We start from the raw sequence: 14,606 nt of genomic DNA on the forward strand, positions 1-14,606 counted from the left end.
CCAAAGCTTGTGCAAGAGGCTGATTGTTGATTTCGACGATCGGGCCTCATTATCTACACAATTTATTTCTGTTATTTATCCATATTTTGGATTGGTATTTTTTGTCTTGGAGTTTAAAAAAATGATAACGACAGTAGAAACAATGGCAGCAATTGATGACAAACTATCAAAGCGATTTTTAGAACTCGATCCGGCCGGTTACTTTATTATTTACTTAGATCGGGAAGCAGGCTTAATTTGTGCAAAACATTTTACTAATGAAGTGAATGAGCAAGGATTGGCTGTCGACCCAGAAACCGGAAAACCCATCCCTGCAACTGTCAAAGTGGAACGACAACCAACTGCTCTCTTTACAGGAAGAACTGCAAAAGAAATTTGCATTCGACTGTTTGAGTCAACAAAACCTTTTCCAGTCAGCCGATTGGATCATGCAGCTTACTTAGGACGTGAATTTATGCGAGCAGAATTGGCTTTGGTGACAGGACAAGACTACGTACAGGATTAAGAGGTTGTTTGAAAAGTGGTTGGCTGTGATTTTAGGCACTAACCGATCCCCCCAAGCCCACGCCAGTCGCTCATGGGGGAAACCCCCAAAACCGCGCTGGCTCCCCTTAAAAAGGGGGGATCTAGAACGTTTTGTTACCGAGAAGAAAACTTTTCAAATATCCTCTAAAGCTAATCACCAACCAATTTTTGCACCAATAGATTCATGAGCTTCAAGTCGCCTGAGAACAAAGTCATCTCTCAAACCAGCAGCAGTCTCTGGATTAACTTGGATCGTAATCCAGTGTTTGCCTACAGTCGCAGAATTGTGCGGTATGGAGAGCAAATGTTTCTCAGGTTGTCCTGTAATCAAATCTTGATCATCAATATATCCAACAGGCGTTGGCAAAGGGGTTCCTGGTGTCCAGTCCCAGTAAATGGGATGCTTCTTGTTATCAAAAATCTCTACTTCAGTTGTAGTAATTACGAAAACAATAGGATCTGTTCCTTCAGAAACAAAAGTAACTGTGATAGGAATTTGTACAAGTAATCCAGCATACTGGGCATCCATGAATACGCCAGGGGTATCGCCAAGATGAAGCGCACCTGTCCAGACTATATAGTAAGGATAAGAACTAGACATCTAATTCTCCAATGTTAAAAACTGTGACCTAGCCTAACGTGTTAGCAATTATTTTGGCAGAAAATCTTGCCATTGGTATCTTTTATACACTTTTAGAAATCATCCCAACCTTCAATACTAGAGGACATAACATAACTGGTCACACTCGCCTCAAAAAAGTTTGCTTTTGTATTCGCTTCTTTCTTAGTATCTGAAAAACGCTCCAAGTGAACATAGGGACTTTTCTTGTAGATAGCTTCCCCAAACAATGGCTCTAAACCGATCGCCTTCAAGCGAACATTTGCCAGATATTTTGTGTAATGTTCTGTACTGTTGGCTGTAATGCCCAAAATATTATCTCCGACAATATGTCCTGTCCACTTGCATTCATACTCAACAGCAAGAGCAAACATTTCATAAATTTGTTCGCGGCTGTGGGGGAAAACTTGCATCGCTTCTGGAATCAATTTTTGATACAGCCGCACATGGGAAAGTTCATCTCGGTTAATCATTCTAAAGATATCGGCACTCCCAGACATCAGCATCCGTGAAGAGAGATTGTAGAAAAATATAAACCCGTTATAGAAGTACAATCCTTCTAATAAATAATCCGCCAACAGCGATACGAAATAATTCTCTGGTGTGGGGTTATCGACATACTTTTGGTATAGTCCAGCGATGAATTCACATCGTTCTTTGAGAATGCGATCGCTACGCCAAAAATCATAAACTTGTGTCCGGCGATCGCTCGGAATCACGGTCTCAATAATGTATTGATAAGACTGATTGTGCATTGCTTCCTGGGAAATTTGTTCTGCCATGCACAATGCAATTTCTGGTGCAGTGACACTGTTTTTAATATGAGGCACATTACAGGTTTGCACCGAATCGAGAAAGGTCAGATAACTGAGAATGCCATCAAATGCACGTCGTTCTCCAGGCGTGAGATTGACGTAATCTGTTACATCACTAGTAATGTCTATTTTTTCGGGAATCCAAAAGTTCTCGCGCATTTGACGGTAGAGAGACACAGCCCACGAGTAGCGAACATCATTTAATTGCATTAAGTTCGTAGTCTCTCCGAACCAGATCAAACGGTTTTGTGTATCATCATTTCCATTTGGATTGAAAACGGGATTAATCGGCATTAATGATTGTCTTGGTTGGTACATTTCAATTCTGTTTTGATTAGTTTTCACTTCTTTATTGGGCAATGGGTAATGCCTATCACCTATGCTTGATAACTGATACTTCTGGAGCGAGACGCTCCGCGTAGTTTGCTTCCCCATAGGGGTACGACTTCGCCCTTCTCTTTCAGAGACGCTTGCGCGAACGGCTGCGCTCAGGACAAGCTCAGTACAAGTAACTGTTTACTGTTGACTGGTATTCAGTTTGCACAAGCAACACATTGCTCGTTCGATTCTTTGAAACTGTCTTTTTGGACAGTGCGAATGTAGTAGATTGCTTTACAATCCGATTTCCAAGCCAGCATTAGGGTTTCAAAAATATCGATAGCTGTAAGACATCGCTCAGGTTCATCGGGGAAATAGATTCCAGCGTTCAAATTAAAGAGCAATTCCATCGAAATTCCTGTATCAATCCATTGTTGGATTGTAGCGATCGCTTTGACGACTTTTTTCTGATCTAGTGTCTTATTTTCGACATAGAACCATAAACAATCCCGAATGTAAGGCGGTGCGATGGGTACTGAACCCTTTGCCCACTTTTCATAGAAGAATTTGCTGTAAACAGGTAAGACACTGGCTGTACAACCTTGAACTAAAGATGAAGAAGTGTTGGGTGCGATCGCAGTAATATGTGAATTGCGAATCCCATATTGTTTGATATCTCGACTCAGTTGTAAAAAGCGTTCTGGAAGAAGAGCGTGTTGCTTAAACCAATCTACAGGTTTTGCTCCGATTAAATGTCCCTTGCTCCATTCACTTCCTGCAAAAGCAGGATACGCCCCGCGTTCCTTCGCTAATTCCATTGATGCTGCGGTGCAATAGTAACCGATGTCTTCAAATAAATCGCTGATTTCCTGAAGATGGGTGTAGGTGAGATGACGTTTTGCTAACCAGTCGGCTAATCCCATACAGCCCACTCCAATTGTGCGATATTTGGCGTTGTGGGTGGCACTAGCAGGAAACGGGGGTGAGGTGAGTTCAATGGTGTTATCTAATATACGTACTGCAATCTGACAAATTTCTGCTCGCTGTTCATCCTCTAAATTCGCAAGATTAATGCTGAGGAGATTACATGTATGTGCCTCTTCACCTGGTTTGACATTTGACCATGATTCTTGACACAAGTTTCCACTAGGAATATAACCTTCATGCTGATTGGGATTAGCTCGGTTGACAGTATCTTTGAACCATAGATAAGGCATCCCGGTTTCTAATTGGGTTCGCATCACCTGTTTGAATAGTAGACGAGCATTCACCCGTTTGTAGAGCGTAATTGATTTATCTAAACTGGCTTCAATTTGATTGAAAGCACGTTCAAATTCTTCACCCCATAATTGTGCTAGTTCAATCCCTAAACGAGTTCGCACCTCATATGGATCTACCAACGTCCATTCTGTATCTGCTTGCACTCTTCGCATAAATTCATCACTGACAATTAATTGCGGAAACACATCATAAGCTTTGCGTCGCGCGTCTCCATTCTCGGTTTGCATTTCCAAAAATTCGCTTATGTCTAAATGCCAAACATCTAGACTGACGGTGACAGCACCTGCTCTGCGTCCACCTTGATTGACGGCGATCGCTGTATCATTCAATAACTTAATCCAGGGAACAACACCACCAGAGGCGTTCTTCTTTCCCATCACCCAACTACCAGTAGCCCGAATCCGAGACAGATTCACGCCCACACCACCGCCATTTTTGGAAATCCGCGCTGCATCATGAATACTGCCAAAAATGCTTTCCAAATTGTCGTCCATTGCCGTAATGAAACAACTAGCAAGAGAACCATTGGGAATCCGTAAGTTCGCTAAAATCGGCGTTGCTAAAGATATTTGACGACGGGCGAGCGCTTCATAAAATCTCCGCGCCCAAGTTAAACGATTCTCTTGTGTTTCTACGGAGGCTATCAAGAGCGCACAAGTTAAAAATGCTTCTTGGGGTAACTCCTGAGCCAATAGATATCGCTTTGTCAGTAATACTGCTCCTGCATAATCATAGTCGGCATCCCAGTCGGGATCGATCCAAGTGTTGGCAATTTCTAATTCTTGTGGAGTGTAGATTAAGATGCGGCGATCGTATTCTCCCAAGAGAACTTTTGCTTTTACAGTCCGAGCATAGTAACCGTACTGATAGCCACGACTAACTTGAGTATCTTTCCACAAACTCCAAATATGTAATCGCCCTGCGACATACCGCCAATCAGGTTCTTCAGGACTGCACAAATCCAAGGCACAGCGAATTAAATTATCTTGAATTTCTCCTGTGGTGATACCGGGGCGCAATCGAGTTGTTAGATGTGCTTCTAAGGCAATGGGATTTGCTGAAAGTCCGCAACAAGCCCAATTAACTACTGTGCGAATTTTATTAATTTCTAACGGTGCCGTCGAACCATCACGACGAACAACATAGATATCCGTTGTGGAATCTTCAAAGAGTTTGGATGGAGCTTGCATACTGGATAAGTTGATGAATTGGAGAAAAATAATTGCCAGAATGGAAAAGAATTGTTAACTAGGTTTGGCAACACAAAAAATTGTCAACGTTATGTCACCAAACGCTGGCAATCCTAACAAGTTGTGAGGTTGAAAAATTGTTAGAAGAATTGTCCAATAAAAATCCAGAGCAAGTTTTGGTAAAGAATGAAACTTGCCCCGATTCATGACGAATGCCAGTATAGATCGACCATTGATTTTTACGCAAGCAAATCACAGTTGTGTTAATATGCAAAGGAATCTCGGTTTTGATGGGGAGCAGCCATCAGACGTAAGGGGGAAAGTCCGGTGTAAATCCGGCGCTGTCCCGCAGCTGTAATCAAGGTTTGCCTTGTGAGTCAGAATGCCCGCCGAAGTTGACTTGTAAATTTTCTACATCTGCGAGGCACGGATGGTTTATTACATAATGAGCGTCAACCCCAACTCTTGGAGACGCTACGCGAACGGGGAATTCCAAATTCCAAATTCCAAATTCCAAATTCCAATCTCCATAAACAAATTTAGGGGCTTGTATCCTGTCTGTTCTTTGGTCAGGTCTGATATTTTGAAAGCACCGCATATTAAAACGCTACAAATGGCGGCTTTCCACGAAATAGATAATTAAGTCTCGACTCCGCTCGACGTTAAAGCTGAGCGAAGCCGAAGCTTTAATATTAAATTTCGATTAGTAATTACTTTGTCAGTAGTCAGGTAATTATTTGAACTTAGAAATCTGAGCAATTTTCGACGAGATATTGCACTAACTTGAGAGTGCTGTATATGGTGTGCATATACTTCTTCTGTGTATTTTCGTTAAATTCTTACTCGGTTAATCATCATGCCGAAATTTTATCTTCACCGAGCTGGGAAGATTCCTACTGCTGTTCATCCTTTTGTCAAACAAACGGGTTTTAGAGAAGATAAGCAAAAACCCTTTCTAAATCCCAGGGAAATGATTCGAGGTTGGCAAAATATCGCAAGTTCAACGTATAGGAAGATTAACATTGCCATCGCTCGTCTAATTCGGGATAAACCATAAACACACCAAAATCTATCAACTGTTAGCTACATAAAAAGCTTTCACAACGATGTCAACTCTATTACTTTATTTTGTAATTGGTTCTGTTCTAGTTTTACTAATTGGAATTGCGGTTTATTTCCTAACTGCTCGTAAGTATCAATCCTCAGCCACAGTCGCTAATTCCTACGATCAATGGACTACTGACGGCATTCTAGAGTTTTACTGGGGAGAACACATTCACCTCGGTCACTACGGTTCACCGCCACGACGGAAGGATTTTTTGGCTGCTAAATCTGACTTTGTACATGAAATGGTTAAATGGGGTGGTTTAGATCGATTACCTCCTGGTACTACCGTCTTAGATGTTGGCTGTGGTATTGGGGGCAGTAGTCGGATTTTAGCGCAAGACTACGGGTTTGCTGTCACAGGGATTACGATCAGCCCACAGCAGGTGAAACGCGCCCAGGAACTAACACCCCAAGGGCTAAACGCCCAGTTTGCGGTCGATGATGCGATGGCGTTGTCGTTTCCAGATGCCAGTTTTGATGTAGTCTGGTCAATCGAAGCAGGCCCCCATATGCCTGATAAAGCTGTTTTTGCCAGAGAATTAATGCGGGTGCTGAAACCTGGTGGAGTTTTGGTTGTAGCTGACTGGAATCAGAGGGATGACCGCCAAAAGCCGCTAAGTTTCTGGGAGAAACCAGTGATGCGACAACTCCTAGATCAGTGGTCTCATCCAGCTTTTTCTAGCATTGAGGGCTTTTCTGAGCTTTTGGCAGCTACAGGATTAGTGGAAGGGGATGTAATTACGGCAGACTGGACGCAAGAAACCCTTCCTTCTTGGTTAGATTCTATCTGGCAAGGGGTGCTTCGACCAAGCGGATTCCTACGTTTTGGACTGTCTGGTTTCATCAAGTCTGTGCGCGAAGTGCCAACGTTTTTGCTGATGCGTTTGGCGTTTGGTGTAGGACTGTGCCGATTTGGAATGTTCCGCGCTGTGCGCTCTGCTGAAAGCAGCAGCGCTTCCGCAGAGCGGACGCTTACGCGAACGCTATCGCACTCACGTACAGAATTGATGGATAGAAACCTTGTTAAGGGAACTTCCTCAAGCTTAGTTGGGTAGCAATCGCATGACGATTAATTTTGAGTTCCCAGCAATTACCCCATCGCCAAAGATGGATTTGGCGAACTGCGATGTAGTTATTGTCGGCGGCGGTATTTCGGGTTTGACGCTAGCCTGTGGACTGCAATCGTCAGGTTTGCGAATTTTAGTAGTGGAAGCACAACAACAGCAGCAAGCAACAGAGCGAGCGCGAGCTTATGCCCTGTCGCCAATGACGAGCAAAATTTTTCGTGATTTAGGGCTGTGGTCGCAAATTGCGCCAAAAATTAGCCATTTTTCACGGGTGTTACTGTCGGACGCAGACTATCCTCACCGAGTCGAGTTTTGCCCAAAGGATTTGGGAGAAGCAGCAGTTTACTACTGTGGTGAGCATGGGGTACTGATGGCGGCACTCCAGCAACGAGTGGCAACAGCAGCCAACATTACCTGCTGGTATGAGACTCAAGTGGTTGACGTGCGCTATGGAGCCGAAACCGCAGAGGTGGTGCTAGAGAATTCTCAGGGTCAACAACGGTTGCGATCGCAGTTGGTGGTGGCTGCTGATGGCATCAACTCGCAAATTCGCTCTTCTGCTGGCATCGAAACTAACGGCTGGGCTTACTGGCAATCGTGTATCACAGCTTTCGTTGCTCCAGAGCGACCGCACCAGAATATCGGCTACGAGTGTTTTTGGCCTAGCGGCCCTTTTGCAATTTTGCCCTTACCCGATCGTCGCTGTCAAATTGTCTGGATTGCCCCCCACGCAGAGGCTCAAGCAATAATTGGTCTGCCTCCCGACCAGTTTATGACCGAACTACGACGACGCTACGGCGAACAAATGGGGAAACTAACTTTGTTGAGCCAACCCTTAGTGTTTCCGGCACGATTGATGCAGAGCCGTCGCTATTGCCAACCACGCTTGGCGTTGCTGGGGGATGCTGCCCACTGCTGTCATCCGGTGGGCGGTCAGGGGGGCTAAACATGGGTATTCGTGATGCGGCTGCCCTAGCCCAAGTGCTGCAAACGGCACAACAACACAAACAAGACCTGGGTTCTCTGGCAGTGCTAAAACGCTACGATCACTGGCAACGCTATGAAAACTGGGTGGTGCTTGCCTTTACCGATATTCTCAACCGCAGCTTTTCTAATCAATGGCTACCAATGGTGAAACTGCGGCGGCTAATACTACGGCTGATAATTTACTGGTCTTTCCCACGAAGGCTACTGCTGCGACTGATGACCGGGCTGTGGGGTCGCCAGCCACAACTTGACCACTCATCCTTGGCGGTGTTGCAGAACATAAATATTTGAATTTTAACCTGGCAACACTGCATGATATTTGCGCTTACAACTTCTTTCTTGCGATCGCTCCCTTAATCAACAAACAACGTATTTTATATGCAAAAAATACCCGTCACAGTCATTACAGGATTTCTCGGCGCAGGCAAAACGACGTTAATTCGTCACTTACTGCAAAATAATGAAGGACGACGCATTGCTGTTTTAGTAAATGAATTTGGTGAAATCGGAATTGATGGCGAACTATTGCGCTCATGTCGAGTTTGTGATGATGAAGAAGACCACGAACATGATGACGGCATTAATGCAGTGCAACTACTACTAGACCAAGCATTTGAACCGTCTGTCTTGGTTAAACGCTTACAAACATTGGTGCAACAGCAAGAAATTTATCGAATTAAGGGATTTGTAGCAGTTCCGAATAAAGCCATGCGTTTAGTATTACAGGGTGTCGGTAATCGATTTGATTACTTTTACGACCGGACTTGGCAAAACAGCGAACTCCGTCAAACGCGATTAGTGTTAATTGGTCGGGAACTAGATCGAGTTCGCATTGAATCATTGGTATTGGGGGAGGAAGTCAATGCGACCATCCAATAGTTTGTGGCAAGGAAATTTCGGCTACTGGCAAAACAACTTTATCCATAACAATATATTAGTAATTGGTTACACAGGATGGAAGGGATTTCAGTCATTTGGGCGGGGAGTTGTTATTTGTGATGTCGATACTAAAGTTACTCACTCGACAATTACAAGTCTTGATATAGTTCCCTTCACCCTGCAATTTCTCCCTTCCAATCTGATTGAGTTTTACTTGCGTTCGTTTCAGGATGGCGGATTTATATCACAATCAATGTGTTCATCTATGATTTCATCAATTTTACCCTCAGTTGCAACATACAATCCCTATCAAGACATTCTTTTGGTGCTAAAGGCTGAACATCAGATTGAAGTTAATTTTCTACACAAACTAAAAATTACTCCACCCGATTGCTATGCACAAGTTTACAAGCGTTGGTCAGAATTTCAACCAAGCCTAATGCCCTAGAAAATACACAGTAATTTTAAAAGTAGGAGTATAATCGATTGCTATCTCTCTGCCAAGTAGTTATTAAATATATAAAAACAGGAAAAATCTCCTGTTTGGGTATCAACTTAATAGAAGAAATACAAGGTAAAAAATTCCGCATTCCCCTACTAAGCCGAGAGAAAATTAACTTTAATTGCCAACCTACTTCTAGGACAATTGCATGAATAAATTTCTGACAAATTTAACAACTAAATCCGCAGCTTTGATGTCTCTAGCTTCATTGGTCATGACCAATAAAGTGACCACAGCTGGTGAACCAGTAAATCCCCAACCAGTAGACCGTCCTGATGCTGCTACTACCCCAGTATCAGCATCAGACCAAAGAGCTTGTGTCAGACATCCGAAACTCGGTAAATTTTTCTGCGCTCACGCTGAACAATTATCTCATTTGCAAAAAGGCGTAGCAGAGATTGATGTTACTGCTGATGACAGTGAAAAGGCTCTGCTTGGGGTTACAGATGCAGAAAGTGATGCTGCTGTAGCTATGTTTGGTTGTGATTGTGCTGCATCGATAAATTGTTTACGCCGCTTGCGGAATAGCCTCCCGTAGAATCTATTTTCCTAAGTTTTTCATCTTGGGAAAAGCAGGGGATAGGAGGAAAATTATTTCTTTTTCCCCTCACTATTTTACAGATTTATGCTCGGAAATGTAAGGTGCAATAAATTGTTTATATAAAGCCTAAATAATATGAAACTATGAAACGTCGTGATTTTATTACTTGTTTTGGTTTAGGTTATGTAGCAAGTAGCTTACCTGCAAAAGTTGTAGCTTCTGCTCCAGAAACTACAGCAATGTCATCAACTTCTGGAGATTGGCAACCAGTAGGAACAGTTGCCGAATTGGATAAAACTGGTCAGCTATTAAATGAAAACTCACCTGTTGGTTCTGTATTAGTAATTGGTACTTCTAAAAGCAAAAATCTAGTGGCTGTGAACCCTACCTGCACTCACATGGGTTGCACCGTAGAGTGGCTTGCAGAAGAAAAGATATTTTTATGCCCTTGTCATGCTTCCGAATTTGCTGCCAATGGCAATGTACAAATGGGGCCAGCTACAAAACCACTATCAAATTACGAGACAAAAATAGAAGGCAATTTAGTTATTGTGAAACGTAATTCATAATTTGTAATTAATAATCTCAGGCTTGATTTGGGGCTTTAAGTGTTCACTAAAATTATTATGTGGTAATTTGCAAGTAGTAATACCATAGTTAATCAAACGACAAAATTAACACACTGATATTGCTGGGAATATTAAGCATGAATTTGTCACTGTTTCTACCAATTTATAAATGCAAAAACCAAAACTAATAAATATTCCCAAAGCGACTCGTTACCAAAATGCGGCGATAGATTATTACATGGGACTTACAAATTCCTCCTATCTCCATTACGGGTATTGGGAGCCACTACCTACTGTGGGTGAGGAATTGACTCTAACTCGTCTGCATGCGGCTCAAGAAGCTTATGCAGCCAAGCTTTTTAGTTTTATTCCAGAGGGTGTAAAAACTGTGCTGGATGTCGGCTGCGGGATTGGTGGGAATGCAGTGTATTTACGCGATCGCGGTTTCATTGTTGAGGGACTAGCACCTGACACACTCCAGCAAGAAAAGTTTATCAAGAATACCAACTCTCAAGTACCTTTCTATTTAACCAGATTTGAAGATTTTCACGCCTCAAACTCCTACGATCTAGTTCTGTTCAGCGAAAGCAGCCAATATATTGCTGTTGACGATTTAGCCGAAGGTGCAGCTCGTTTACTGGATAGTGGTGGCTACCTGCTGCTTGCCGATATGATGCGTTCTCATGCTGAATACCAAAAGGGTATCTTTTCCAATTGTCATGTCGCCAGTGAACTCCAAGCAGCTTTAATAAAAGCTGGGTTCGAGTTAGTCAAGACTGAGGACATCTCCACCCATATTGCGCCAACGATTGATTTGTGTGTTGAGAAATTCTGTACTTTTGGACTGACTACAGTTAAATATATTGCAGATGTCGTAGCGATCGCACTTCCACCACTATACTCACTCGGATGTTGGGCATTTAAGCGTTGGCTAGAAAAGCCAATTGCTGAAGGGTTAGCAGCACGCGATATTTTTGAAAACCATCTGTGTTATTCTATCCAACTTTGGCAGTTATCTAAAGGAGTTTAATTGAAGATGACCACAGAAATAAACACTCAAGATTGGCAACAAACTTTTATCGCCACTAATTTATTAGCAATCGGGTACAACGCTTGGGTTGGCTATTTAGGAGGAGAACGTGGTGTTGTAATTTGCAGTACCAATTCTCCGCATTTAAGTAGTGCTGGTGAAACATTTAAAGCCCATTTTATCCCGCGTAAAAATCTCGCAGCTTTCTTAAATGCTTGGTTAGCAGCACCCGATACCGTACTGCTGCAAAGACACTTCATGAATGCACATATTCTCGAAGCTGTAGATAAATATAATCCTCAAAAAGATGTTGTATTTTTGTTGCAATACGGTAATCAAGCTGCTTTTTTATATTTAACTAATTTACCAATTACACCACCGCAATGTTATCAAACTGTATGCAAAGAATGGGCAGAATTTCAACCTCAATACACCCTTTTAACAAGAACAAAAACACAATGAAACTCATCCAAAATTAAAAACAAGCTTTCTGTTTTTACCGTTTTTTTCAATTGCTACGTATAGAGCTTTAATAGCAAAGTTAAAGCGTTAAACTACCTCTTAGAAACGTAAGACACTTGACAAAATTCAATCTACGATGTACGAAAATTATCCTTCCCCTCTACTGATAGTTAGGGGATTTCTTTTATGGATTTTAGCAGTAGCAAAAGTATAATTAAAATTCAGTAAGTGATATGGAAAATCAAAATTATTATCGACTGAATTTACATATAGAGAGCAACTATGGTAATGTGACACATAAATGTCGGTTCTGATGGGGAGCAGCCATCAGGCGCAAGGGGGAAAGTTCGGTGTAAATCCGGCGCTGTCCCGCAGCTGTAATGAGACGAACATAACGTATCTCTAAGTCAGAATGCCCGCCGACTCACTCTAGACACAAAACATTTATCTGCGAGGTACAGATGATACACATAGTTAAATTATTTCATGGGTACAGATATCGACTTAAGAAAGTACCCTCTGCAAGTGTTACTACTTCGCTTCGCTGTTAGTAACGACACTCAGTTTTGGATTGTCCTATAGGAATTTGGGTATCCATCAGAAATACCACAGAGTCTTTTTTGTCATCCAAATAGTATCCAGGATGATTTAGGTACAGCAATGCATTTCAACAAGCTAATTTCAGCCTAAATCTCAAAACTCAATAGCACAAATCAATATCTGCATTTACTGAAAACGAGGAGTTTCATGTCCACTTCCCGTGTCGTTACTTGTTGTGAGTTTTTCTCAAAAATCTTCGTTTTTACCGCAATTTATGAGTTGGTCTGTGGAGGAGGTGTAGCTATTGCTAATCAAGTTGCACAAATATCTGAGTCTCCTAAGTACGAAGGTACTGCAAGAGACTTACAACCAGTTGCACAAATAACACCTGAAAATACCCCAACATCCATAGAAGAAAAAGAACCAGATATTGAACTAACAGTCATCGATAAGTTACTCAATGAACCTGTTTACTCACCCTTTCGTCGTGAAGGGACAGTGAAAGATTCCACCCGTCCGGTTTACGTGATTACTGGCGAAGAAATGGAAGCGCAGGGTGCAAAAACTGTCAGAGAAGCACTAAAATTCCTTCCTGGTATCTTGCCTGATGGTACAGTTGGCACAGAAGTAAACGCTTTAAGCGGTCAATTTATCCGAGGTTCTAACTCTGCACAAGTCTTGATTTTGCTTGATGGTAGACCAATTAACGAACTTGGTTCTGGTGGTTTTGACCTTTCAGAATTTACTACCAATATTGTTGAAAGAGTTGAAGTATTACCAGGTGGTGGTTCTACTCTTTATGGTTCTGATGCTATCGGTGGGGTGATTAATATTATCACTCGTCGTCCTACAGAAAAAGTGACGACACAAGCAGGTGTTAATTTTGGCGCGTATGGGTTAAATCAGCAGACTATCAATAGTAGCGGAAAAATAGGAAATATTGGTTGGGTTGTAGGTTATAACCGTACCCAAGCAGAAAATAACTACCCTTTTTCCATCCCAGAAGCTAACTTTGAGGGAACTAGAGAAAATAATGATGTTCTCTACAACAACTTTAATATCAAGTTGAAGGCGGATTTAGGTTCTCGTAATACCCTTACCCTCTCTACTCTGTATTTAGGTAAAGACCAAGGAGTACCAGGAGGAGTCCCCATTCCCGAACCATTATTTGGTCAAGGTTATTTTAACTCGTTGACTGATAGCGATCGCAAATACACAGACCAAGTTCTCACTGATTTAACCTGGAACTCAAAATTAGGAAGTGGGAATCATTCGCTGCTAACAGCAAGAGTTTATGCAGATTTCCTCAACACTCGTTTTGATAGTCGCAATTCATCCCAAGCACGATATGATAACAGGCAAGCTTCTTATGGATTGCAAGCACAACACAGTTGGAAATTTGCTGATAATCAAACTTTAGTTTACGGCTTTGATTACCGCAATGTCTCAGCTACTAACAGTACATTCGACTTTTCTGTTGATACAAAAACAGTCACTTACGACGATAGTATTAGTCAAGGAGCGCTATTTGCTAGATATGAAATTAACTTTACCCCTAGTTTCACTGCCAACTTAGGTTTACGCCAGGATTTTAGTAGCCTGACAAATGGCTCTTTTACATCACCGAGTATCGGAACAAAATTTGTACTTACAGATTCTACCACCCTGAGAGCTAATTATATCAAGAATTTCCGTGCGCCGAATCTTTTCAGCTTATATGCAAATGGTGGTACTTACGTTGGTAATCCTAATCTTCGTCCAGAAAAAGGCGATAGTTATGATATCGGAATTGACCAAAAATTAGGCAATTTTGGTCTGTTGCGCTTGACATATTTCAACAACACAATATCAGATTTAATCGCTTATAACTTTGCTGTTCCGGTAGCTACTTATGAAAATATTGGTAAGGTTCGCACTACAGGAATTGAAGCAGTTTTGAATTTGCAGCTAGCTAAGAATGTCTACGCCTTTGTTGGTTACACAGCAAACGAACCGCAGATTTTAAAAAGTACAAACTCTACCGAAGTTGATAAAGAATTACGGTTTGCTGGTGCAGACAGTTTAAATGCAGGACTTTCTTATGAAACACCTGGAGGTTTATATGCTGGAATACTAATGCAGTAAGGATTCAGGTCTAATATTTAAGAAGCAGTGATGGGCGAGACAGATAGCTA

The 14,606-nt window shown here is 42.0% G+C and carries 15 protein-coding genes and 2 riboswitches; of the genes, 12 read left to right on the forward strand and 3 right to left on the reverse strand.

Annotated features, from left to right (window positions below; all coding sequences use genetic code 11):
• The first annotated feature begins 121 nt into the window (after nucleotides 1–121).
• Nucleotides 122–505: a DUF4346 domain-containing protein gene (locus RMY16_RS16220; protein WP_322737269.1), complete on the forward strand. Its 384-nt coding sequence runs from the start codon at nucleotides 122–124 to the stop codon at nucleotides 503–505.
• 174 nt (nucleotides 506–679) lie between these two features.
• Here RMY16_RS16220 and RMY16_RS16225 read toward each other — a convergent pair whose 3' ends face one another.
• From RMY16_RS16225 to RMY16_RS16235, 3 genes are all read right to left on the reverse strand, one after another.
• Nucleotides 680–1,126, reverse strand: coding sequence for a hypothetical protein (locus tag RMY16_RS16225; protein ID WP_322737270.1), 447 nt, complete (start codon nucleotides 1,124–1,126; stop codon nucleotides 680–682).
• Nucleotides 1,127–1,218: 92 nt separating this feature from the next.
• Nucleotides 1,219–2,277 (reverse strand): ribonucleotide-diphosphate reductase subunit beta, encoded by a 1,059-nt coding sequence (locus RMY16_RS16230; RefSeq protein WP_322737271.1) that lies wholly within the window; start codon nucleotides 2,275–2,277, stop codon nucleotides 1,219–1,221.
• Between the two features lie 215 nt (nucleotides 2,278–2,492).
• Complete coding sequence (locus RMY16_RS16235) at nucleotides 2,493–4,748, reverse strand: ribonucleoside-diphosphate reductase subunit alpha (protein ID WP_322737272.1); 2,256 nt, start codon at nucleotides 4,746–4,748, stop codon at nucleotides 2,493–2,495.
• Between the two features lie 265 nt (nucleotides 4,749–5,013).
• Nucleotides 5,014–5,157: riboswitch (cobalamin riboswitch) on the forward strand.
• Nucleotides 5,158–5,604: 447 nt separating this feature from the next.
• Between RMY16_RS16235 and RMY16_RS16240 the strand changes: the two genes are divergently transcribed.
• From RMY16_RS16240 to RMY16_RS16290, 11 genes are all read left to right on the forward strand, one after another.
• Nucleotides 5,605–5,805, forward strand: coding sequence for a hypothetical protein (locus RMY16_RS16240; RefSeq protein ID WP_322737273.1), 201 nt, complete (start codon nucleotides 5,605–5,607; stop codon nucleotides 5,803–5,805).
• A 49-nt stretch (nucleotides 5,806–5,854) separates the two neighbouring features.
• A complete protein-coding gene (locus RMY16_RS16245; protein ID WP_322737274.1) occupies nucleotides 5,855–6,910 on the forward strand; it encodes a methyltransferase domain-containing protein in 1,056 nt (351 codons plus the stop codon).
• A gap of 7 nt (nucleotides 6,911–6,917) precedes the next feature.
• On the forward strand, nucleotides 6,918–7,868 hold the full coding sequence (locus tag RMY16_RS16250; RefSeq protein ID WP_322737275.1) for an FAD-dependent oxidoreductase: 951 nt from the start codon (nucleotides 6,918–6,920) through the stop codon (nucleotides 7,866–7,868).
• Nucleotides 7,869–7,870: 2 nt separating this feature from the next.
• Complete coding sequence (locus RMY16_RS16255) at nucleotides 7,871–8,200, forward strand: hypothetical protein (RefSeq protein ID WP_322737276.1); 330 nt, start codon at nucleotides 7,871–7,873, stop codon at nucleotides 8,198–8,200.
• An 87-nt stretch (nucleotides 8,201–8,287) separates the two neighbouring features.
• Nucleotides 8,288–8,788, forward strand: a complete 501-nt coding sequence (locus RMY16_RS16260) for a GTP-binding protein (protein WP_322737277.1) — start codon at nucleotides 8,288–8,290, stop codon at nucleotides 8,786–8,788.
• Nucleotides 8,772–9,236, forward strand: a complete 465-nt coding sequence (locus RMY16_RS16265) for a hypothetical protein (RefSeq protein ID WP_322737278.1) — start codon at nucleotides 8,772–8,774, stop codon at nucleotides 9,234–9,236. The genes RMY16_RS16260 and RMY16_RS16265 overlap by 17 nt, the downstream gene beginning before the upstream one ends.
• A gap of 202 nt (nucleotides 9,237–9,438) precedes the next feature.
• The gene (locus tag RMY16_RS16270; RefSeq protein ID WP_322737279.1) at nucleotides 9,439–9,828 is read left to right on the forward strand and encodes a hypothetical protein; all 390 of its coding nucleotides are present in this window, start codon (nucleotides 9,439–9,441) and stop codon (nucleotides 9,826–9,828) included.
• 146 nt (nucleotides 9,829–9,974) lie between these two features.
• Nucleotides 9,975–10,400: a ubiquinol-cytochrome c reductase iron-sulfur subunit gene (locus RMY16_RS16275; protein ID WP_322737280.1), complete on the forward strand. Its 426-nt coding sequence runs from the start codon at nucleotides 9,975–9,977 to the stop codon at nucleotides 10,398–10,400.
• 169 nt (nucleotides 10,401–10,569) lie between these two features.
• Entirely contained in the window at nucleotides 10,570–11,430 is an 861-nt protein-coding gene (locus RMY16_RS16280) for a class I SAM-dependent methyltransferase (protein WP_322737281.1), read from the forward strand.
• 6 nt (nucleotides 11,431–11,436) lie between these two features.
• Nucleotides 11,437–11,892: a hypothetical protein gene (locus tag RMY16_RS16285; RefSeq protein WP_322737282.1), complete on the forward strand. Its 456-nt coding sequence runs from the start codon at nucleotides 11,437–11,439 to the stop codon at nucleotides 11,890–11,892.
• 288 nt (nucleotides 11,893–12,180) lie between these two features.
• Nucleotides 12,181–12,331: riboswitch (cobalamin riboswitch) on the forward strand.
• 308 nt (nucleotides 12,332–12,639) lie between these two features.
• Nucleotides 12,640–14,556: a TonB-dependent receptor gene (locus RMY16_RS16290; protein WP_322737283.1), complete on the forward strand. Its 1,917-nt coding sequence runs from the start codon at nucleotides 12,640–12,642 to the stop codon at nucleotides 14,554–14,556.
• Nucleotides 14,557–14,606: the final 50 nt, after the last annotated feature.

Source organism: Nostoc sp. DedQUE12b (assembly GCF_034530835.1).
Classification (GTDB): domain Bacteria; phylum Cyanobacteriota; class Cyanobacteriia; order Cyanobacteriales; family Nostocaceae; genus Nostoc.

Coding starts and splice junctions, on each gene's coding strand:
- RMY16_RS16220 (WP_322737269.1), top strand. CDS start 122: ATGATAACGACAGTAGAAACAATGGCAGCAATTGATGACAAACTATCA.
- RMY16_RS16225 (WP_322737270.1), bottom strand. CDS start 1,126: ATGTCTAGTTCTTATCCTTACTATATAGTCTGGACAGGTGCGCTTCAT.
- RMY16_RS16230 (WP_322737271.1), bottom strand. CDS start 2,277: ATGTACCAACCAAGACAATCATTAATGCCGATTAATCCCGTTTTCAAT.
- RMY16_RS16235 (WP_322737272.1), bottom strand. CDS start 4,748: ATGCAAGCTCCATCCAAACTCTTTGAAGATTCCACAACGGATATCTAT.
- RMY16_RS16240 (WP_322737273.1), top strand. CDS start 5,605: ATGCCGAAATTTTATCTTCACCGAGCTGGGAAGATTCCTACTGCTGTT.
- RMY16_RS16245 (WP_322737274.1), top strand. CDS start 5,855: ATGTCAACTCTATTACTTTATTTTGTAATTGGTTCTGTTCTAGTTTTA.
- RMY16_RS16250 (WP_322737275.1), top strand. CDS start 6,918: ATGACGATTAATTTTGAGTTCCCAGCAATTACCCCATCGCCAAAGATG.
- RMY16_RS16255 (WP_322737276.1), top strand. CDS start 7,871: ATGGGTATTCGTGATGCGGCTGCCCTAGCCCAAGTGCTGCAAACGGCA.
- RMY16_RS16260 (WP_322737277.1), top strand. CDS start 8,288: ATGCAAAAAATACCCGTCACAGTCATTACAGGATTTCTCGGCGCAGGC.
- RMY16_RS16265 (WP_322737278.1), top strand. CDS start 8,772: ATGCGACCATCCAATAGTTTGTGGCAAGGAAATTTCGGCTACTGGCAA.
- RMY16_RS16270 (WP_322737279.1), top strand. CDS start 9,439: ATGAATAAATTTCTGACAAATTTAACAACTAAATCCGCAGCTTTGATG.
- RMY16_RS16275 (WP_322737280.1), top strand. CDS start 9,975: ATGAAACGTCGTGATTTTATTACTTGTTTTGGTTTAGGTTATGTAGCA.
- RMY16_RS16280 (WP_322737281.1), top strand. CDS start 10,570: ATGCAAAAACCAAAACTAATAAATATTCCCAAAGCGACTCGTTACCAA.
- RMY16_RS16285 (WP_322737282.1), top strand. CDS start 11,437: ATGACCACAGAAATAAACACTCAAGATTGGCAACAAACTTTTATCGCC.
- RMY16_RS16290 (WP_322737283.1), top strand. CDS start 12,640: ATGTCCACTTCCCGTGTCGTTACTTGTTGTGAGTTTTTCTCAAAAATC.